Here is a 19,868-nt window from a genome sequence, read left to right as displayed (position 1 = left end):
TCAGATGTTACAAAGATATTTATTTGTTGCGTTTCTCTGCTTCGCAAGCCTGTTTTGCGGTGTGTCTCCTGTTTTTGCTGTGTGTAGCATTGGTGCAAAGAGCGATCATGGGATGAAAAGCTCAGAATCGGCAACAGGTCAGAAAGTTTACAGTTTTTATAATAAGCAGGACCAGCTTGTCGGAAAGGCCGTTGAGTTTTCTCCAGATTCGTATCGTTATTATGATGCCAAAGGGCAGAATGTCGGCACATATCAACATGAAAAATTGATAAAAGCGGACGGGACAGAGATTAAAAATACAACAGGCTGTTTTCGGAAAAAGTTTTATCGCCTGATTGGAGATGAATATCCGAGCCATCATCACCATCAGTGCAATATGAATATGTCTAAGGCTTCCTCTTAAAGTGCCTTTAAAAAGACATTTCAGAGAGACAGCAGATTTTTGAAAAATGCTGTCTCTTGAGCGTTATCTTATCCTTCGGAGAGTTTTTTCAGCAGAGCGTCCAGTTCTGCCTGATTTTTCCAAGAAAGTTTAAGAGTGCCGCCTTTTTTACCCTCTTGCTTGAGCTGAACACTGGCTCTGAGGCCAAATTTCTCAAGCCCAAGCCCTTTTTGAAGAGAGTTTGCGAGTTTTTCAGCTCTTTTTTTCAGTTCCGCTTTGTTTTGAGGAGATTTATCCGTCTTTGGTGTCGCATTTTCGACACTGCCATTGGCGGCCAGCTCTTCGGTTTGGCGAACGGTTAAATTCAGCGCAAGAACTTGCTTGAGAGCAGCTTCGGGATCAGTGCAGCCGAGGAGAGCAACGCCATGTCCTTGTGAAATTGTACCGTCTCGCAGACTCACTTTAACGGTTTCGGGAAGGCTTAAAAGTCGAAGATTATTAGCAATGCGAGAGCGTGATTTGCCAACAGCTTGCGCAATTTGCGCCTGACTGAGATTGCAGCTTGTGCGCATCCGTTCCAGCCCCTCTGCCTCTTCAATTGGATTGAGATTGGAGCGCTGAAGGTTTTCGACCAAAGCCGCCGCTAAAGCTTCTTTTTCGCCCATTTGACGGACATGGGCCGGAATAGTGGTCAGGCCAGCGAGTTGAGACGCCCGAAAACGCCTCTCCCCGGCAATGAGCTGATAAAAACCTGCTTTTTCGGGGTGAGTGCGGACAAGAACGGGTTGAAGCACGCCATTTTCTTTAATGGAGTCAGAGAGTTTTTGAAGTTCGTTCTCTTCTATTTGCTTGCGAGGCTGGAAAGGGCCTGGGATAATTTTTTCGAGTGCAATATCAGGAATATGATGCTTGCTTCCGCTATTATCTCCTAAAAGCATGGAGAGGCCTCGGCCGAGACGTGAGGTTGACGACCCTCCAGAGGAGGCACTCCGTTGGAGGGAAGGGATATGGGAAAGGGCGGCAGGCGTTTTTTTAGTCATTTTTCGCAGATGCTTGGCTGGAATATCATTAAAATCGGTAAAAGAATTTTTCTCTTTTTTCTTACTCATGGCAAGTCATCTTCTTTCACACGGGCAATTAGCTCCGCCGCTAAACGGCGGTAAGCGCCAGCCCCCGTACTGGAGGAATCATGAAGCGTCACTGGCATACCATGGCTTTGTGCCTCTGGAATGCGGACGTTTCGGGGAATAAGGGTTCTAAAAACAAGACTTCCGAAATTGTTTCGTGTCTCTTCCAACACTTCTGTCGAAAGGCGGTTTCGCCGATCATACATTGTCAGCAAAATACCAGCGAGCGCAAGACGTGGATTGATACTTTGCTGGATACGGTCAATGGAGTGGAGGAGCTGTGCGAGACCTTCAAGGGCAAAAAACTCGCATTGCAAGGGCACAAGCACACGGTCTGCGGCATTGAGAGCATTCACCGTTAAAAGTCCAAGGCTTGGCGGACAATCAATGATGATCGCCCCGTAATATTTTCTTAAAGGATCAAGCGCATCTTTAAGACGTGTCAGGCGATGTTCGTCATTGGCTAAGGCCATTTCTGTGCCAGCGAGGTCATTGCTGGCAGGCAGAATATCGAGATGAGGCACGTTGGTGGGCATGGTGAGGTTAATAGCCTCATTTTCCCCTGCGAGCGCCGCATAAGTGCCTTCATTTCGGGCATCGTAAGGGACTCCAAGGCCTGTGGAGGCGTTGCCTTGGGGGTCAAGATCAACCAGAAGGGTTTTAAAATTACGCCCTAAAGCCGCTGCTAGGTTAACGGAGGTCGTGGTTTTCCCAACACCGCCTTTTTGGTTGGCGATTGCAATGATACGGGCATTTTCTGGAAAACCATCTATCTGCATTTTAGATCCTTTTCATAACTGTCTTTGGACAGATTATCCTCACATACGATTATTATATTTTGCGTTCTGTGCCTTCAGGCAGTTTGTTTCCGCATTAAATTTGTTATTTTCAGGATAACGCCTTCATCCCCCTTTTTTTGAAAGGTTTCAAGGTCAAAATCCCAGTCTTTGGATGCTTTTTCAATTTCTTCTGGCGCATTACGCCCTTTAAAGAAAAGGCAGGCGCCGCCTGTTTCTAAAAAAGGAAAAGCCCAGTCTAAAAGACGTGGCAGAGGGGCTAAAGCCCTTGCGGTAACGATTGGGGCGGGTGGGGCTTTGACCTCTTCCAGACGGCTTGGGACAATTTTTGTCGGTGCTTGGCAGAGGCGTGAGGCCTCCCGTAAAAAGGCGCATTTCCGCTGATCTGATTCCAGCATTGTGACCTTGTTTCCGTTCGCAATGGCAATGACAATGCCAGGAAAGCCTCCCCCTGAACCGAGATCATTGATAGCAACCTCTTTAGGAATAAGAGGAAGAAGACGCAAACTGTCCTGAATATGGCGTTCCCATAAAAAATCAACATCCCGATGAGAAACGAGATTTATTTTTTGATTCCATTGGCGTGTAATGTCTTCAAACTGCCGCAGGCGCTGTTTTGTTTTGTGTGAGAGCGCATAGGCTGGCAGCGCTGTGATTGTTTCACGTGGAACATGATTTTGAATATTAGAGGAAGAAACCGTCATTTTCTCGTTCTAGCGTTTTTTTAGAAAAGCGAGAAGGGCTAAAAGTGCCGCAGGGGTAATTCCTTGAATGCGGGAGGCTGCTGAAAAATCCCTTGGACGGGCTGTTTCAAGGCGTTCAGTCATTTCGGTGCTAAGGCCGTTGATGCGCTTATAGTCAAAATTTGCAGGAATGAGGATAGAAGATTCTTCTTTAAGTCGTGCAATTTCACGCTTTTGACGCTCTAAATACCCTTCATAGATAGCTTCTGTTTCAAGATGCTGGCGTATCCGAGGGGTAAGCTCTCCAAGCCACGGGCAAAGGGAGAGAAGAGGCTCAATGCTACGGGCGCTGGCAATAGCGGCGAAGACGGTACGTCCCTGTCCATCGTCTCGAATTTTAAGATTTTGCGTTTTGAGGTCTTGTGGGCTCAGGCGCTCTGTTTTGGCTCGTTGCAGAACAGCCTCAATTTCTTGAGAAAGAGTTTCAAAAAAAGTTTGGCGTTCTGTTCCAATACAGCCAATCTCAATGCCTTTCGGGGTCAGGCGAAGATCGGCATTATCTGCCCGAAGCGCAAGACGGTATTCTGCCCTGGAGGTCAACATGCGGTAAGGTTCACTCACACCTTGTAGGGTGAGGTCGTCCAGCATTACGCCGATATAAGATTCTTCTCGTCCAAAACGAATAGGCGTTTTGCCTTGCACTTTCCGAGCTGCATTTAAACCTGCAACCAGCCCTTGAGCTCCAGCTTCTTCATAGCCTGTTGAACCATTGATTTGTCCGGCACAATAAAGGCCAGAGATTTTTTCGACTTCCAGCCATGGGGTAAGCTGGCGGGGATCTGTAAAATCATATTCCACGGCATAGCCAGGTTGGATAATTTCCGCTTTTTCCAGTCCGGGAATAGCGGTAATCATTTGCGTCTGCACATCAAGAGGCAGGGAGGTGCTAATGCCGTTTGGATAAATCAGATCGCCCCCTTCATTGTTAGGAAGGGCTTCTGGCTCTAAGAAAATGCGATGCTCGTCTCGCCCCGCAAAGCGCATGACTTTATCTTCAATAGAAGGGCAATAGCGTGGGCCTCTGCCTTCAATATCGCCGCTAAAAAGGGGAGAACGGTCGAGATTGGCACGGATAATGTCGTGCATTTCTTTCGTTGTTCGGGTGATACGGCAGGAAAGAGTTGGATTAACCGTTTTTGTCGTGAGAAAGCTGAAAAATTCAGGGGTTTCATCGCTTGGATCTTCAGGCAGGTTTTCCCAGTCAATGGAGTTTTTGGCAATTCGGGCGGGTGTGCCTGTTTTTAAGCGTCCAAGCTCTAAGCCCATTTCCTCAAGCTGTTTGCCTAATTCTTGAGCAGGGCGCTCGATAACAGATTGTTTCCCCAGACGGCCTGCGCCTTGGGTTGTTGCACCGATAAAGATTTTTGCCCGTAAAAATGTGCCTGTTGCCAGAATGACGGTTTTACCAAAAATTTCGCTTTGATCTTCCAGCCGAACGCCCTTAACAATTTGTCCCTCTTCTAAAAGAGCGCTGACCATAGCTTCTAAAATTGTTAGATTTTCCTGTTTTTTTAGAAGAGCCTGCATGGCTTTTTGATAAAGTCCGCGATCCATCTGTGCCCGAGGGCCTTGCACCGCAGCCCCTTTGGAGCGGTTGAGGAGTTTAAAATGAATGCCGCCTTGATCGGCTGCTTTTCCCATCAGCCCATCTAAGGCATCTATTTCCCGAACGAGATGTCCTTTTCCAATGCCTCCAATGGCTGGATTGCAGGACATAACGCCAATATCGCTAAGTCTAGCTGTAATGAGAAGGGTTTTTACCCCCATGCGTGCCGCAGCGGCTGCCGCTTCGGTTCCTGCGTGGCCAGCACCAATGACGATCACGTCCCAGTTTTGAGAAAGCTCGGACGTTTGATTTTTAGAAAAAGAAGTTTGTGGCATCTAGAGAAGGATTAGCCGTTATGAATAATTGGCAGAAGAAAGGACAGACATGATAATGGTGCTGGCAACAGGGATAAGGAGCGCAGTAGAGACCAAAAGAAGAACGAGATTTGCAATCAGACCAAAGAGCCAATTTGTCTTTTGAAAATTATGCCACCCAACAAGGAACAGGCCAAGAATACCCAAAACGAGGAGGGTAATGCCGTCTTTTGGGGAATAAGACTGAAGGCTGTAAGCGGCCGTATTGTAAAAATATCCGAGAAGCGTTAGGGAAAGTGCCGCTGTTGTAAAGGTAAAGGCCTTGAAATTCAGGGGTTTGAGATAAAATCTCTGGTGGCAGCGCTCATTAAAGGCAATGGCAGCGCTATTGAAAAGATAGAGAATCAGGCAGGAAAAAAAGGTAATTGCCAGAAAAGAGAGGGCTGTTTTAGGCATAATAGCGGTAATCTTTATCGGAAGAAGGGGATTAATCTTAATCGCCAATCTAAGGGATTTTTAAGTAAAAAAACAAGCATTCAAATCGGGATTAAATGCTTGTTTGCAAAAAGGGCGTTTTTAACTTGCTGGAACGTTGAGATTTTGGCCGAGTTTGATTTCGCTATTTTCATAATATTTTGGCTGATCCGGCAGAGAATTTTCCTTTGTGTAATTCTTTTCCTGTTCAATTTTTTTGGCTTCAGTGCCACGATCTAACCAAGTCTGGAGAAGATCAACCACTTGCTGTGAATTCATTTTTCGGGCATCACCCAGCGCAAGCAAAGCGTCTTTGTTCAGCAGTGTGCCGTTTGGTGTAAGGGCAAGCACGGTTGGAATAGCGTGAATTTCGACTCCCCAGCGCCTCGCTTTTTTCATATTTGCATTATCAAGATGATCGACATTAATGGTGGCAACTGCAAAATGCGCCTTTACCCATTTGGAAACTTCTGGATTTGCAAGGATACCTGCAAGGACACGGCAATCAGGACACCAGTTTGCGCCAAAATCAAGCAAAATAAGTTTATTGTTTTTACGGGCGGCTTCAAATGCGAGATGCCCGCTATTGGCCGTTTTTTCTGGTGAGGCATAAGGGGCAGAAATAGCCGTAAAATCTCCATTATGGATTAGAGGCGCTTTGTCTGCATGGGCAGCGGTTACATTCAGCTCTGTGGAAAAAATTCCCAGAAAGGCAAAAGCAGAGAAGAGGGAGGCTTTTTTTGAGAACATGACAGCGGTTGAACTCCGTATTTTAAATTTAAAAAGCGTGTCCAGAAAAGCACGAGCCCTGAGGATTTTTTCGAGAGGGGTGTTTTTTAAAAAATAAACACATGATGCTGAAAAACGCTTGATTCTAAATGAATACTTGCTTTTCCAAATTATAATACAGAGTCCCTTTTTTTAAAAGTGGATCAATAGAAGCAGAGAGGTGCGTGCTTACACTTTTATGAAAACAGATACTCGATGTTCCTTGCGGGGAACAAAGGGCTTTGCTTTTTATTTGAAAGCACTGCTCTGTTGTGGGTCGGCTATGTGTTTCACTGGAAGGTCGGAGGCGATGATTGTCTCGGCAGGGGGGCAGATTATCTCTGGCAATGCCCGTGATTCCGCAGATTCGTCCGGCCATTCTATCCGTGATTTCTTTCGGGAGAAGGAAAATCAGCGCGACGGCAAAAAATGGGTTCGCAACAGCAAAGGCGAATGGGTTCGTTCAGAATATGTCCATGTTTTAGGTCAGCGTACGGAAGACCCTGCCGAAGAGGTTAGCGGTATTAAGGCAGATTATCTGAATAAAAGTTATGATTTAGGTCCTTTGGGAGAGATGCAGTCCCAAAAAACACCGTTTTCAATGATGACGACAACCCACGATGTGATTGAAAACCAGCAGCTCCGTGATATGACGCAGGCGACACAATATGATCCTTCTGTGCGCTGGGTTCAGAATGATATGGGATCGTCTCACCTTGTGGATCGGGGGTATACGAGCTCTTCTTTAAACAATTCCCGTGTCGATGGGCTGAATGCTTCTATTCAAGGTTCTTATACGACAGAGGCGTTTGACCATGTGAGTGTTTTAAACGGTATGGCAGGTGCGCTGTATGGTTCAGAAGACCCAGCAGGCATGCTTAATATGGTCTTGAAACGTCCAACGGAAAATCCCTTTTTCAATTTCAATTTTGCGTATGATTCTAACGGCTCACCCTTGGAATCTCTGGACACATCCTTTGGCAAAGGCCCTGTTAAAGTCCGCTTTAACTATATGAATCAAACAGGACAGCTTTATACGAGCAATTCTGATCAGTGGCGCAATCTTTATGCAGGCGATATTGATATTCAACTGACAAAACATACCAAGCTAGAGCTGGATGCCTCGCAATATAATAGTGACTTGCACGGCCTTCCGGGCCAGTTCGATTGGGATACGCTCAAAGTTGGCAAGGACGGGCAGGGCATTCCGGGCGCATGGATGGGGATGCCGCCAGCCTTTGATGCCAGCAAGGCAGGCTATGGCCAGCAAAACAGCTATGCGGCACAGTCCAATGCGCTTGGCGTGATGAAGCTCAAACATGAGTTCAGCCGGCATTTGCGTTTGGATTTAGGCGGACTTTTCCAATCTGGCACTAGAAGAACCGCTTGGGCTACTGATTATATTTGCGAGGGAAAAAGCGATACGCATAATGGCTGTTATCTGCCAGGGGTAAACACAGCAGATGGCGGATTTGATCCCAACTATATTTCTCAAAATGTCGCTTATAACGCCAGAGGGAATGTAAATGATCTTACGATTTCAAATAGAGCTTATTTGAACGGGGAATTTAAAATAGGGCCTATCGTGCATCATTTCAATGTCGGCTCAAATGGTTATTCCGATACGGGTTACAGCCCTTATGGGGGGAACTCGGATGATAAGAGCGCCAGCACATGGCCTTATGGTAAAAATAATAATGTCACTTACCCTTGGGATCAACCTTATAACGTCCCGGGATCTCCTCAAATTATTATGAAGCCAGCAGGGTTTAGAAAATCAAATTTCACCCAACAGCAAGATATTATGTTCGGTGATAATTTTGATATTGGCCGGCAGTTGACCGTGATGACGGAACTTTCATGGACATGGATTCATACGCAGAGTTTTAATACAGGCGGTATGGGCGGGATGAGCATGTATAAAAAAGGAGGCGGCAGCCTTCCTGAAACGGTTCAAAGTGCGCAGGTCAATGGCGCATTTGAGCCATCTGTTGCCTTGACATGGCATCCGACAAACCGTTTCAGCGCTTATTTTAACTGGGGTCAGGATACAACATCGGCAGGGTTCGCCCCTAAGGACGGAGTCAGCAATCCAAATCAGAATTTAGGGTTTTTAAGCTCTACCCAATATGAAGGGGGGATGAAATATCTTTACAGAGATCGTTTTTTAGTTGTCTTAGATGGATTTGGAATGTCACGCCCGTATGTTTACCAAGCCCCTTATTCTCAGGCGATGGTTAAAAATGGCAAGCAAAATGATTCAGGGGTGGAGTTTCAGGTTTCTGGCGCTTTGACCCGTGAAATCTCAATGTTTGGCGGTGTCACATGGATAAATCCGATTTTACGCAATACAGGTTCAGCCGAAACTAGCGGTAAATATATCGTCGGTATTCCTAAATGGAATGCGGATTTTTTGATGGATTGGCACCCGAGCTTTCTCCATGGCTGGTCGTTTAATACCAATGTTCATTATTCTGGCAGACGGGCAGGCGATATCTGGAATCATTCTTATTCACCAGAATATACAACGCTTGACCTCGGGGTGCGTTATCAAACGAGGCTGGCAGATCATTTGGTCGTGCTGAGGGGGAATGTCGATAATGTCACGAAAACAAATTACTGGTCAGAAATTTCGCCTTCCTCTTCCGCAGGGGCTGGCAATCCCAAAGCCAATTATGGCTCGCCAACAAATTCCGGCATGCTGGGCGCACCTCAGACATGGCACATTACCGCATCAGTGTATTTTTAAGACATGTTGCGGTTAATTAGTGTTTTTTAGTGAGAGGATCGGCTTCGGTAAGAAGAATGATAGTGGGTGTATGAATAGTTATCGCTGTTGGGTATGGCTGTAAGAAAGGTCAGGATAGCCCATAAAAGACCTATGCCAGCCCCAGCAACGATAAGCGCCATCATTTTACTGCTGCCATAACGTCTGAGGTAGGTGAGACAATCCTGCCCGAAAGCAAGGAGGAAAAAGGCAAAAATCCCAGTAATAATGAGGAGGTGTGAAGAGCTTCTTATACCAAGCCCATGAAGTCCCCCTAAAAAGAGACAGAGGAGGCCAAGAAAAATGAACATGCTGCTTTCAAGAACTTCTCTGGAGAGGTACGCTTCGTCTTTTTTCCCCTTGGCATTCTCTTTATCTTCTTTGCTTCTTTGGGGAAGGGGCGGCGGTTCTGAAGAGGGTCGGGGGGAAGAATGAGACTTTTCTTTAAGGCTGATCGAGCGTCCAAGATAGAGGCAGTAACACAAGAAGATAATACCAAAGAACCCGACAACAAGAAAAAGAACGGTTAAATTATCCGAAAGCGTCATTTCTTTTCCTTATTTGAGGGCGAAGCCGTTTTTCTCTATTTTCCGATACAAAATTCGCTGAAAATTTGGTCGAGGATTTTTTCAGGATCAAGTCGGCCGCCAATTTTCCCCGAAAGTCTGCCCATTTCCTGTAAGGCGAGGCGCATTTCCTCGGTCCGAAGCTCCATCATGAGGCTTTCGTCCGAGGCCATCTCTAAATGCTCGGAGGCCTTTGTTAAGGCGTGACGGTGGCGGGGACGTGTCAGGGTCGCAACATTGCCTGGTTTTTTACCGCAGAGTTTGAGAATGATTTCTTCAAGTTTATTCTTGAGCGGTTTTAATCCCTCTGGCGATTTTACACTGAGGGAAATCGCATTTTCAGGCAACTCCCCTTGGTGTAAATCCGACTTGCTGTAAACAGGTATAAAAATGGCCTCTTTCGGAAATTCTGAAAGGTTGGGCGCTGTTTCACGTGGAGCAATCAGATACAGAATGACATCTGCCTGTTGCAGCCAGTTTTTAGCCCGCTTCACCCCTTCTTTTTCAATTAAGTCCTCTGTTTCCCGTAAGCCAGCTGTGTCCACAAGCTTTGTTTTAACGCCGTTTAAGGTCCAATCCAGAGAAATTGCGTCCCGTGTTGTGCCGGCAATCGGGGCAACAATGGCGGCCTCCCGCTCTGCCAGCGCATTAAGAAGGCTGGATTTTCCAGCATTTGGCGCACCAGCGAGGACGATTGTGAGGCCTTCTCTGAGAATTTCCCCTGAATGACTGGAGAGATGCGATTGAATCTCTTGATAAAGGGCTTGAATTTCTTTGAGAAGAGGATTTTCGCTGATGTCGTCTTCGGTATCTTCTGGGAAATCGGCTTGCGCCTCTAAACGGGCTAAAAGCTTTGTCATTTGCATCTGCCAGTTTTGAGAGAGGCGGCTAAGTCCCCCTTCAACCTGTCCGAGTGCCTGACGCCTTTGGGCACTGCTTTCGGCTTCGACTAAATCGCAGATCGCCTCGGCTTGAAGCAGATCCATTTTGCCGTTATGCAATGCTCTTTTTGTAAATTCTCCTGCTTCGGCAGGACGTGCCCCAAGATCGCTCAAGGCCTCCCCAACGCCTTCAATCACAGCAGAAGCGCCATGAAGGTGGAGTTCAAAACTATCTTCTCCAGTGTAGGAGTTTGGCCCAGGCATCCAAATTACCAGCGCCTGATCTAGTTTCTCTCCCCGATGGGCTAAGAGCCTCAAGGAAGCCATGCGGGGTTTTGGCAAAGGCCCTGCGAGTTTTTCTAAAACAATGCCGGCATTTTTACCGCTGACACGCATCACCGCTATCGGCTGGCGCAGGGCACCGCCACCGCTGGCGAGGGCAAAAATAATTTCTTTTGAGGGGCTGGAGGCCGATTGGCTATTTATTTCTAGAGGCATGAGGGTATTTTAAAGAAAGAGCGAGATTAAAAACAGAGTAGAAAATATCAGGAGATGGGAAATAACATGGGACAGAAATCTTTTCATACCCCTTTAGGCGAAATCACCTTGAGTGCAGATGATTTTGGCGAGGGGAACGGCCTTGTTTCCCTTGATGAGGGCTGGGGACGGGATCAGGAATCAGAGGATTCATTGCTCAATCAGGCTGAAGAGATGCTCCAAGCTTATTTTGATGGGGAATGCCGTGATTTCAGCAGCCTGCCTTTTAAACCTTTTGGAACGGATTTTCAAAAACGGGTCTGGGCAGAAATCTCTAAAATCCCTTATGGCGAAACAATGAGCTACGGCGACATTGCTAAAATTCTAAATTCTTCGCCCCGTGCAGTGGGGACAGCCACGGGCCGAAACCCTTTGCCAATCCTTGTGCCGTGCCACCGTGTCCTGCCCAAAAATGGCAAAATCGGCGAATATTCTTTTGGCGACGGCGCAGACACAAAAGAATATCTTCTAAATCTAGAGAAACATTTTTTAGACAATAAATCTGCCGTATAGTTTGAGGAAGCATAAAGGAAGGAGCTTGAGAGATGTCAGGGATTCAAAAGGGTAAAATTACCAAATACAGTAAAATGATAGGTCTTTATGGCACAGATAAAGGCCATACGGGATTATTAAAAGACAATAGAACGGTTGTTTTGTCTTTTCCATTTAAGGATTGTGTGCTGGAAGCGGGCATGACGAAGGAGGAGAGTGGGAAAGAAGAACGCTACCTGCACAAAGAAATTGACGGCAAAGATATTGATACGCTTTTTGAGCCAAAAGTCTTGACAGGATTTGAGTATTTTGGCGACCATCACTCAACTCAACTCAACTCAACTCAACTCAACTCAACTCAACTCAACTCAACTCAACTCAACTCAACTCAACTCAACTCAACTTTCGCTGCGTGATATAGAATTTTTTGATCAAGACGGCGAATTAAAAGAAAATCTTTTAATTAAGGGCAATAATCTCTTTGCGCTCCATTCGCTTTATGCCCGTTTGGCTGGAAAAGTTAAGCTGATTTACATTGATCCGCCGTATAATACGGGCAATGATGGCTTTAAATATAACGATAGCTTTAACCATTCCTCATGGCTTGTTTTTATGAAAAACCGCCTTGAAATTGCGAGAGAACTACTACGGGAAGATGGGAGTATTTGGATTACGCTTGATGATAATGAATATGCTTATCTTCGGGTATTGTGTGATGAGATTTTTGGAAGAACTGCTTTTAAAGCAACCTTTGTTTGGCAACACCGTAAGTCAAGTCAAAATGATATTGACGTATCGTTATCGCATAATTACACGCTATGTTTTGCTAAGAATCCAGATCTATTTAAGATAAATCCTTTAGAAGTGGATGGAAGTAATTTTAGTAATCCAGATAATGATCCCAGAGGCTCTTGGGTAGCAGATCCATTTGATGCTCCTAATATTCGACCAAACTTAACTTATCCTATTACTAACCCGAATACGCTAGAGCCGCACCTACCACCTAGTGGTAGGTGCTGGAGATTTTCTCAAGAGAAATTCTCCAGTGCCTTAGAAGACAAGCGAGTTGTCTTCGGCAAAAATGGTAAAGGTCGACCTCAACTAAAGCGCTTTTTAACTGAAGCTTAAGATAAAGGAAGAACTCCTTTTACGGTATGGACAGATGTTGACACATCTACTCACGCTACAAAGCACTTAATGAAACTCTTTGAAACTAAAGATGTCTTTAAAACCTCTAAACCAGAGGCTCTTATTGAGAGAATTATTAAATTAGCAACGAATCCTAGCGATATTGTTCTGGACTATCATTTAGGTTCAGGCACGACCGCAGCTATGGCGCATAAAATGGGCAGGCGCTGGATTGGGATTGAGCAGATGGACTATATTGAGGACATCACAAAGGTTCGTCTTCAAAAAGTGCTTGAGGGGGAGCAAGGCGGCATTTCCAAAGCCGTAAATTGGCAGGGTGGCGGCTCTTTCGTTTATTTAGAACTTAAAAAATACAATCAGGAATTTATTGACCGCATCAATCAGGCAAGTTCTCTTTCAGAGTTGAAAGAAGTGTTTGATGAAATGTGTAAAAATTCTTTTCTTAAATTCTGGTTTGATAAAAAGAATTTTAAAGAAGACAGCGAGTATGGAAAACTTGCCCTTTGGGAGCGTCAAGAAGCCCTGATTTCCGTTTTAGATGAGAACCAGCTCTATCTTAATCTGGAGGAAATGAATGATGCACGCCACAGCGTTTCCTTAGAGGAAAAAGAACTTACCGATAAATTTTATGGGAGGGTATAATGGCACGTCGTCCTAATGCCTCTGCCAAGACCATCAATAAAGAATTAGAAGAGGCGCTTTTTAATCAGATTGCTCAAAATCAGGCCTATAAGGAATGGGCGAAAACCTATAAAATCCCCCATGAAATTACAGATAATCTTTCCCGTAATTTACGGGATTATCAGCTAGAAGCCCTCAAGCATTTTATTTTTCTGTTTGAAAATAAAATGGAACAGGCACGGCATTTGCTGTTCAACATGGCAACGGGCACAGGTAAAACCGTTATGCTGGCGGCTATTGTTCTTTATCTCTATTTAAAAAATTACCGTAATTTTGTGTTTTTGGTTCACTCGGTCAATATTGTCCAGCAAACAGAAAGCATTCTGACAAAACCCAGAGATGAATCTGGCGAAAATCCAAAATATCTCTTTAATCCGAAAGGGGTTAAAATTTTAGGGCAGTCTGTAAAAATTCAGGCCTCAAAGTTTTTTTTATCGCATGTGAAGCAAGCTGCTGTTCATAATTTACCTCCTGTTATTAACCTGATGTTTTTTACGACCCAAGGGCTTTACAATGCCTTGAGAGAGGGGAGGGAAAACAGCCTGTCGGCAGAGGATTTTGAGCGTTCGCCTGTGGTGATTTTGGCAGATGAAGCCCATCGTTTGAATGTGGAAACCCGCAAGAAAAAAACCAAAACAGAAGAGCGTGAAATTAAAAACTGGGAGTCTGCGGTTCAAAGCGCCCTCGAGGGCAATGCTGGAAATTTATTATTAGAATTTACGGCAACGCTAGATTCTAGTAATAAAAATATTTTTGAAAAATATAAAAATAAGCTCGTTTACCGCTATGATTTTAACCGTTTTAATGCGGAAAAATACAGCAAACTTGTGAAGCCGCTCTATAACGAAATGACGCAGGCGACCGATCAAAAACGGCATTTAATTGTTAATGCGTTGGCGTTGAGCCAGTACCGCAAACTTCTTGCCGCCAGCAGGGGAATTGCCCTTAATCCGATTATTTTGGTGAAGTCTGTTAATATCAAGCAATCCCAGCAGGATAGGGATTTTTTTGATCAAGTTGTTCGCTCTTTATCTCTAGAAGATTTTGAATCGCTGAAAGCGTTAAGAGATAAGATGCGAAGGGAAAAAGGTGACCCCATTTTATCGCAAATGTTTAGCTGGCTTGAAGATACGAGAAACGGTTTAGCCACGACGAAAGAGCCTTCTGGGTTAAGCCAGTTTATTTTAAGCATTCGTCAGGATTTCACGCCAGAAGACACCTTGATCTACAATGCGCAAAGGAAAGAATCTCCTGACCTCTTAAAAAAACTCGATGATCCAAGAAACCATATTCGGGCTGTTTTTGCTGTTCATGCGCTGAACGAAGGCTGGGACGTTCTATCGCTTTTCGATATTATTCATTTTGATATTTCGGAAACCAAGAAAGTAACGCTCCAAGATATTCAGTTGATTGGACGAGGGGCACGTCTTTTTCCTTATGACGTGTCTAAAGAGGTTTCTGGGCTTTTTGGGCATGTTGATACAGACCCTTATCGGCGGAAATATGACCGTTTCCCGAATGATCGTGGCACGGCTTTAGAAAGCATGTTTTATCATTTTGTGAAAACAGGCAATTTTCTTAAAGAGTTACAGACCCAGCTTCTCGGAGAAGGGATTATAAATCGGGGCGCTGTAAAGCGTACGCTGCAACTCAAAGAGTCTTTTTTAAAAAGCAAAACTTATCAGAAGGGTTTTGTATTGGTGAATAAGCTTGAGGTGCGTCCCAAAACGACTTCGGAGGAAATTAAAACGGTTTTCTTCAAAAAATTGGAAGTGCGTCCTTTTGAATTACATACGCATAATTTGACAGAGAAAGTTAAAAAATCTGAAAAAATGATGCAGCAGGGGACAATCCGCTTAACAGATCCCTTTTTTCAGAGCCATTGATTCGAAAATCCTTGATGCGAGCAGAGGGAAACTTCTTCCGTTTTGAAGAAATTTCGAAGCATATTTCTGGATTAAAGTCGATTGATACCTTGATAAAGGATTATTTCCCACGTTTTGAAATTACCTATCGCTATCATTCAGATAAGCCGATTGAGGCGCTAAGCCCTTCTGAAAAATTACATTTACTGGTGAATGCGATTTTACCAGAAGTGCGCAAAGTAATTGATTTAGATTTGCCTCGTATGGTTGGCAGTAAAAGATTTTACCCCGTGTCCGTTTCGGAAATTTTTTCTAAAGTAAAAGATATTTGGATTGCCGCAGATGGCGAATATGAGGATGCAGAGGGGAATAAAATACTGACTTCCCATAATGAGCGGGCGCAGGGCCAGAAAAACCATTCAGATGAACGGATGGCCTGTGATCTTTCTCTGTCGGATTGGTATGCGCAGAACGAGAATTACGGCACAAATGAGGAAAAACTTTTCGTCAAATTTATTGAATCCCAAATTGAAAAATTGAGAGAGCGCTTTAAGGGCTGCGAGATTTTTCTTTTGAGGAACGAACTGGAATATAGCGTTTTTAATTTAAAAGATGGACGTTTATTTGCGCCTGATTATTTGATGTTTATTAACGATATTACGCATCAGAAATTGTATTACCAGTGTCTTTGTGAGGCAAAGGGCGGTCATATTTTAGAAGGGGATTTGTGGAAAGAGGAAGGTCTTTTAGATATTACACAAACCTCAAAGGCAGAGATTCCAAAAGCCCCAATACCTGTGCAAGTTAAAGGCAATGAAGCTTATGTGCCTGATGAGGCTTTCCTCGTCTCTTTGAGAAAGGAGAATTATGAGGAAATTAAATGCTTAGGATTTAAGTTTTTCAATACGAAAGATGAGGTTCGGGAGAAATCTTTCAGAGATCAGTTTAAAACCCTGTTGGGTGTAGGTTAAAGAAAAAGGCCAGTCCTTTTGGGAACTGGCCTTTCTTTTGCACTATGGCGTGGCGTGTTTACAGCTTATAGGACTGTGCGCCTGTGCCGCTGAGCTGATCGCCTTTGACAATATAATAGTCTTCAGGGATAGGCTTTCCAGCAAGGAAATTTTTCAGCATTTCATGCGTAATGGAAATATAGCGTGCCTGCGCGCTTAAAGACGTGCCAGACATGTGTGGTGTCATGCCGTTAAAGGGCATGGTGCGCCATGGATGATCGGCAGGCGCTGGCTGTGGAAACCAGACATCGCCTGCATAGGCAGCGATTTTGCCCTCTTCCTGCGCTTTTTTGAGGGCGTCCATATCGACAAGCTCCCCACGGGCACAGTTAATGAAATAAGTGCCATGGTTTACTTTAGCGAAGAAAGCCTCATTAAAGAGGTTGCGTGTCTGCGGATAGAGAGGAATATGCGCACTGATAATATCCATATGCGGCGCCATTTCTTCTGGCGTTTTATGGAAGGTCAGGCCAAGCTCCTTCTCCACGGCTTCTGGCAGGCGGTGGCGCTGGGTATAATGCAGCTCACAGCCAAAGGCTTTCATACGTTTGAGAACGGCATAGCCGATACGGCCAGAGCCGACAGCCCCAAAACGCATATTGGCAAGGTCATAGCTTCGGGAGACGCAATCGGCGATATTCCAAACGCCATTGCGGGCCAAGGCATGGGCAGGAAGATAATTCCGCACGAGAGAAAGCGCCATCATCACAATATGCTCAGCAACGGAAATGGAATTGGAGCCAGTGGCCTCGACAACGGAAATACCAGCCTCTGCGGCGGCTTTTAAATCCACATGGTCAGAGCCAATGCCTGCGGTGATAGCGATTTTAAGGTTTTTTGCTTTCTGGATGCGTTCTTTGGTGAGATAAGCAGGCCAGAAAGGCTGGGTAATGAAGACGTCTGCTTCTGGCAGATATTTATCAAAATCAGAATCTTTACCGTCCTTGTCGGAGACAACAATGAGTTCATGCCCATTGTCTTTGCACCATTTTTCAAGGCCGAGCTTGCCAGAGACACAGCCTAAAAGCTGGTTTTTCTGCTCTTTCAAGAAAGCTTCGTAAATCTCATTTTCATGTTTGACGACCGCTTCTGAAGGACGGATCTTTTCGGGAAGGCTTAAAAGCTCCTCCGCATAAGGGCCTTTAAGGGAAGGCTGTAAATCACGGATATATTTAGGGGGATAACCCGCCTGAGGATCTGGGTAGAGAACACAGAGTATTTTTGCCATGAGAGCATTTCCTTTCGTTTCATGGAGAGTCTTTTCAGCTCCTCTGCCTAAGAATATTGGGACTGAACTCCCCGAAAGAAAGGGCTGAAACGAATAAAAGCCTAAAATAGTGCTATTTTAGGCTTTTACCGTAATCTTTTTTTGAAGGCTGATTTTTAGTTATTCATCGCCTCAAAAAAGTCTGCATTGGATTTGCTGTAACGCAATTTATCAAGCAAGAAGTCCATGCCTTCCTGCGCTCCCATTGTGGAGAGAAGACGGCGGAGAACCCACATTTTTGCAAGGTCTGCACGGTCAACAAGCAATTCTTCCTTACGTGTGCCTGATTTAATCATATCAATGGCAGGGAAGGTGCGCTTATCAGACAATTTACGGTCAAGAACAAGTTCAGAGTTACCCGTTCCCTTAAACTCTTCAAAAATAACCTCATCCATGCGAGAGCCTGTTTCAATCAAGGCCGTTGCGATAATGGTCAAAGAGCCGCCAGATTCAATGTTACGGGCCGCACCGAAAAAGCGTTTTGGACGTTGGAGCGCATTGGCATCCACACCGCCCGTCAACACTTTGCCCGAAGAAGGCACAACCGTATTATAGGCACGGGCGAGACGGGTGATGGAGTCTAGGAGAATGACAACGTCACGGCCATTTTCAACGAGGCGTTTGGCCTTTTCCATGACCATTTCGGCGACTTCGACATGGCGCTTGGCTGGCTCGTCAAAGGTGGAGGAAACGACCTCGCCACGAACAGAGCGTGCCATATCGGTGACTTCCTCTGGACGTTCATCAATGAGCAGAACGATCAGAGAGACATCAGGATTGTTCGTTGTGATGGATTGCGCAACCGATTGCAGCATCACGGTTTTACCTGTGCGTGGCGGTGCAACAATGAGGGCACGCTGTCCCATACCAATCGGTGCAACAAGATCAATCACACGGGCGGTATAATCTTTATTGTCTTTTTTACCTTTGCCGGCTTTGGAAGGGGCTGTCGTTCTTTTTTCTTTAATCTCTTCGACAGGAATTTCGAGCTTGAGCTGACGGTCTGGATAAAGAGGGGTCAGATTGTCAAAATTGACACGGTGGCGGGCTTTTTCAGGGTCTGAAAAATTGATTGCCATGACCTTATCAAGGCTGAAATAGCGCTCATTTTCTTCGGGCGCTTTGAGCTGGCCTTCAATCGTATCCCCTGGACGCAGACCGTATTTTCGGATCTGTTGGGGAGAGATATAAATATCATTTGCGCCAGGGAGATAATTCACTGAAGAAGAGCGTAAAAAGCCAAAGCCATCCGGCATAATTTCAAGCGTTCCGTCGCCGAAAACGCTTTGATCGTCATCGGCCATCGCTTTTAAAATTGCAAAGGTAAGGTCCTGTTGCCGCAGATTTGAGGCATTGTCGATTTCGAGCTCTTCAGCCATTTCAATCAGCTCGGAGGCTTTTTTTGTCTTCAGTTCAGCAAGATGCATGCGTTTTTCTCAAGTTTTAAAAATAAAACACTCTGTTCGGGATCGAGTCCGTGGACGGGCGTTCAAAGAACACGTCATTGACGGGCCATCTTTGGCAAAAACATCAAAAAATTCTGGTAGGATGAAGCAAGGTGCAAAGCAGGATTTTTTCAAGTGAATTTAAGCTTTGGAAAATTCTTACACTAGGACAGTGCAAGCTAAAATAACGATCCGTTAAAATTAAGAGCGTAAAGGGAAAGAAAGAGAGGCAAAAGGAATTGTCCCTCGTCAACCGTTTGTAAGAGATTTCCTCTCTTCAAAAAGGAAAATAAGTGATTTTTTATCAAAGGTCAAACCGCAATGCGCATTTTATACGATTTAAGCCATCATTTTTGAAAAAAGACGTCCAATAGAAGGCATTGGCAGGGTTTCCAGCACAAAACCGCCCCCCAGCAAAATGAAAATCAGACCAGCACAGCGGTCAATGACGAGCCGTTGCCGCCAAAACCATGTGGAGACAATCGGTGCCGCCAAACAAACCGCAATAGCGCCCATAATCAGAAAGGTTGAAAAGAAAATCATTAAAATTGCGGCTAGCCCGAGAGCCGAACTCGCATTTTCTGGAAAAGCGGAGGCAAAGAGTGAAGACATGAAAACCAATGTCTTAGGATTGGAAAGGTCACATAAAACCCCTGCCCAAAACACATTTCCGAGCTTGAGAACCTGCGTTGTGGATGTTCCTTGAAGCCCTGTATCGTGCCCCTGTCCACGGAGGAGCTTGCTTCCGACCCAAATCAGATACAGACCGCCCGCCATTTTCATGCCCAGAAAGAGCTTAGGCTCAAGGACAAAAAGCGCATGAATGCCGAAATAGCCTGCAATGCCCCAGATGGTACTGCCGACACTGACGCCAAGAGAGGCCATAATGCCGGCCATGCGCCCTTGCATTGCAGCCGTTCGGGAGACAAAGACAAAATCCAGCCCGGGAACAAAAACACAGCCAATCCAAAAAATCGTGAAAGGCAAAAGCAGGGAAAGTTGTGAGAGCATAAACCGTCAAAACCACGTCAAAAATTATCGTCAAATTGAGTCGTAA

15 protein-coding genes and 3 pseudogenes are annotated in these 19,868 nt (G+C 45.1%); 7 read left to right on the top strand and 11 right to left on the bottom strand.

Annotated elements, in window-relative coordinates:
* Positions 1 to 4: 4 nt before the first annotated feature.
* A complete protein-coding gene (locus FAI40_05040; protein ID QCE34769.1) occupies positions 5 to 403 on the top strand; it encodes a hypothetical protein in 399 nt (132 codons plus the stop codon).
* A 68-nt stretch (positions 404 to 471) separates the two neighbouring features.
* On the opposite strand, the gene FAI40_05035 is transcribed toward FAI40_05040, so the two are convergent.
* The 6 genes from FAI40_05035 to FAI40_05010 all read right to left on the bottom strand — a co-directional run bounded on the left by FAI40_05035 (position 472) and on the right by FAI40_05010 (position 6,133).
* Positions 472 to 1,422, bottom strand: a complete 951-nt coding sequence (locus tag FAI40_05035; GenBank protein ID QCE35746.1) for a ParB/RepB/Spo0J family partition protein — start codon at positions 1,420 to 1,422, stop codon at positions 472 to 474.
* A 65-nt stretch (positions 1,423 to 1,487) separates the two neighbouring features.
* Complete coding sequence (locus FAI40_05030; GenBank protein ID QCE34768.1) at positions 1,488 to 2,288, bottom strand: ParA family protein; 801 nt, start codon at positions 2,286 to 2,288, stop codon at positions 1,488 to 1,490.
* Positions 2,289 to 2,362: 74 nt separating this feature from the next.
* Positions 2,363 to 3,010, bottom strand: a complete 648-nt coding sequence (rsmG, locus tag FAI40_05025; protein ID QCE34767.1) for a 16S rRNA (guanine(527)-N(7))-methyltransferase RsmG — start codon at positions 3,008 to 3,010, stop codon at positions 2,363 to 2,365.
* Positions 3,011 to 3,019: 9 nt separating this feature from the next.
* Complete coding sequence (mnmG, locus tag FAI40_05020; GenBank protein QCE34766.1) at positions 3,020 to 4,930, bottom strand: tRNA uridine-5-carboxymethylaminomethyl(34) synthesis enzyme MnmG; 1,911 nt, start codon at positions 4,928 to 4,930, stop codon at positions 3,020 to 3,022.
* Between the two features lie 18 nt (positions 4,931 to 4,948).
* Complete coding sequence (locus FAI40_05015) at positions 4,949 to 5,365, bottom strand: hypothetical protein (protein QCE34765.1); 417 nt, start codon at positions 5,363 to 5,365, stop codon at positions 4,949 to 4,951.
* A 120-nt stretch (positions 5,366 to 5,485) separates the two neighbouring features.
* Positions 5,486 to 6,133 (bottom strand): thioredoxin family protein, encoded by a 648-nt coding sequence (locus FAI40_05010; protein QCE34764.1) that lies wholly within the window; start codon positions 6,131 to 6,133, stop codon positions 5,486 to 5,488.
* Between the two features lie 217 nt (positions 6,134 to 6,350).
* Between FAI40_05010 and FAI40_05005 the strand changes: the two genes are divergently transcribed.
* Entirely contained in the window at positions 6,351 to 8,900 is a 2,550-nt protein-coding gene (locus tag FAI40_05005; GenBank protein ID QCE34763.1) for a hypothetical protein, read from the top strand.
* A 26-nt stretch (positions 8,901 to 8,926) separates the two neighbouring features.
* On the opposite strand, the gene FAI40_05000 is transcribed toward FAI40_05005, so the two are convergent.
* Entirely contained in the window at positions 8,927 to 9,466 is a 540-nt protein-coding gene (locus tag FAI40_05000; GenBank protein ID QCE34762.1) for a hypothetical protein, read from the bottom strand.
* Between the two features lie 35 nt (positions 9,467 to 9,501).
* On the bottom strand, positions 9,502 to 10,863 hold the full coding sequence (mnmE, locus tag FAI40_04995) for a tRNA uridine-5-carboxymethylaminomethyl(34) synthesis GTPase MnmE (protein ID QCE34761.1): 1,362 nt from the start codon (positions 10,861 to 10,863) through the stop codon (positions 9,502 to 9,504).
* A 66-nt stretch (positions 10,864 to 10,929) separates the two neighbouring features.
* On the opposite strand from mnmE, the gene FAI40_04990 reads away from it, so the two are divergent.
* The 5 genes and pseudogenes from FAI40_04990 to FAI40_04970 all read left to right on the top strand — a co-directional run bounded on the left by FAI40_04990 (position 10,930) and on the right by FAI40_04970 (position 16,060).
* Positions 10,930 to 11,415, top strand: coding sequence for a methylated-DNA--[protein]-cysteine S-methyltransferase (locus FAI40_04990; protein QCE34760.1), 486 nt, complete (start codon positions 10,930 to 10,932; stop codon positions 11,413 to 11,415).
* A gap of 32 nt (positions 11,416 to 11,447) precedes the next feature.
* A pseudogene (locus FAI40_04985) lies at positions 11,448 to 11,708 on the top strand (site-specific DNA-methyltransferase).
* Positions 11,695 to 12,522: a site-specific DNA-methyltransferase gene (locus FAI40_04980; protein ID QCE34759.1), complete on the top strand. Its 828-nt coding sequence runs from the start codon at positions 11,695 to 11,697 to the stop codon at positions 12,520 to 12,522. The pseudogene FAI40_04985 and the gene FAI40_04980 overlap by 14 nt, the downstream one beginning before the upstream one ends.
* A gap of 108 nt (positions 12,523 to 12,630) precedes the next feature.
* Positions 12,631 to 13,185: pseudogene (locus FAI40_04975) on the top strand (site-specific DNA-methyltransferase).
* Positions 13,185 to 16,060: pseudogene (locus tag FAI40_04970) on the top strand (type III deoxyribonuclease). Before FAI40_04975 ends, FAI40_04970 begins: the two co-directional pseudogenes overlap by 1 nt.
* A 58-nt stretch (positions 16,061 to 16,118) precedes the next feature.
* On the opposite strand, the gene FAI40_04965 reads toward FAI40_04970, so the two are convergent.
* The 3 genes from FAI40_04965 to FAI40_04955 form a co-directional block, all read right to left on the bottom strand.
* Positions 16,119 to 17,327 carry an NAD-dependent formate dehydrogenase gene (locus FAI40_04965; protein QCE34758.1) on the bottom strand — a complete coding sequence of 403 codons (1,209 nt, stop codon included), beginning with the start codon at positions 17,325 to 17,327 and terminating at the stop codon, positions 16,119 to 16,121.
* Positions 17,328 to 17,482: 155 nt separating this feature from the next.
* Entirely contained in the window at positions 17,483 to 18,793 is a 1,311-nt protein-coding gene (gene rho / locus FAI40_04960; protein QCE34757.1) for a transcription termination factor Rho, read from the bottom strand.
* A 357-nt stretch (positions 18,794 to 19,150) separates the two neighbouring features.
* The gene (locus FAI40_04955; GenBank protein QCE34756.1) at positions 19,151 to 19,822 is read right to left on the bottom strand and encodes a LysE family translocator; all 672 of its coding nucleotides are present in this window, start codon (positions 19,820 to 19,822) and stop codon (positions 19,151 to 19,153) included.
* Positions 19,823 to 19,868 lie beyond the last annotated feature (46 nt).

The sequence above is a fragment of the Acetobacteraceae bacterium genome (assembly GCA_004843345.1).
Lineage (GTDB): Bacteria > Pseudomonadota > Alphaproteobacteria > Acetobacterales > Acetobacteraceae.
Note: the sequence above shows the minus strand (reverse complement) of the source record. Positions and strands in the feature narration are given on the sequence as shown.

Coding starts and splice junctions, on each gene's coding strand:
- FAI40_05040 (QCE34769.1), top strand. CDS start 5: ATGTTACAAAGATATTTATTTGTTGCGTTTCTCTGCTTCGCAAGCCTG.
- FAI40_05035 (QCE35746.1), bottom strand. CDS start 1,422: ATGACTAAAAAAACGCCTGCCGCCCTTTCCCATATCCCTTCCCTCCAA.
- FAI40_05030 (QCE34768.1), bottom strand. CDS start 2,288: ATGCAGATAGATGGTTTTCCAGAAAATGCCCGTATCATTGCAATCGCC.
- rsmG (QCE34767.1), bottom strand. CDS start 3,010: ATGACGGTTTCTTCCTCTAATATTCAAAATCATGTTCCACGTGAAACA.
- mnmG (QCE34766.1), bottom strand. CDS start 4,930: ATGCCACAAACTTCTTTTTCTAAAAATCAAACGTCCGAGCTTTCTCAA.
- FAI40_05015 (QCE34765.1), bottom strand. CDS start 5,365: ATGCCTAAAACAGCCCTCTCTTTTCTGGCAATTACCTTTTTTTCCTGC.
- FAI40_05010 (QCE34764.1), bottom strand. CDS start 6,133: ATGTTCTCAAAAAAAGCCTCCCTCTTCTCTGCTTTTGCCTTTCTGGGA.
- FAI40_05005 (QCE34763.1), top strand. CDS start 6,351: ATGAAAACAGATACTCGATGTTCCTTGCGGGGAACAAAGGGCTTTGCT.
- FAI40_05000 (QCE34762.1), bottom strand. CDS start 9,466: ATGACGCTTTCGGATAATTTAACCGTTCTTTTTCTTGTTGTCGGGTTC.
- mnmE (QCE34761.1), bottom strand. CDS start 10,863: ATGCCTCTAGAAATAAATAGCCAATCGGCCTCCAGCCCCTCAAAAGAA.
- FAI40_04990 (QCE34760.1), top strand. CDS start 10,930: ATGGGACAGAAATCTTTTCATACCCCTTTAGGCGAAATCACCTTGAGT.
- FAI40_04965 (QCE34758.1), bottom strand. CDS start 17,327: ATGGCAAAAATACTCTGTGTTCTCTACCCAGATCCTCAGGCGGGTTAT.
- rho (QCE34757.1), bottom strand. CDS start 18,793: ATGCATCTTGCTGAACTGAAGACAAAAAAAGCCTCCGAGCTGATTGAA.
- FAI40_04955 (QCE34756.1), bottom strand. CDS start 19,822: ATGCTCTCACAACTTTCCCTGCTTTTGCCTTTCACGATTTTTTGGATT.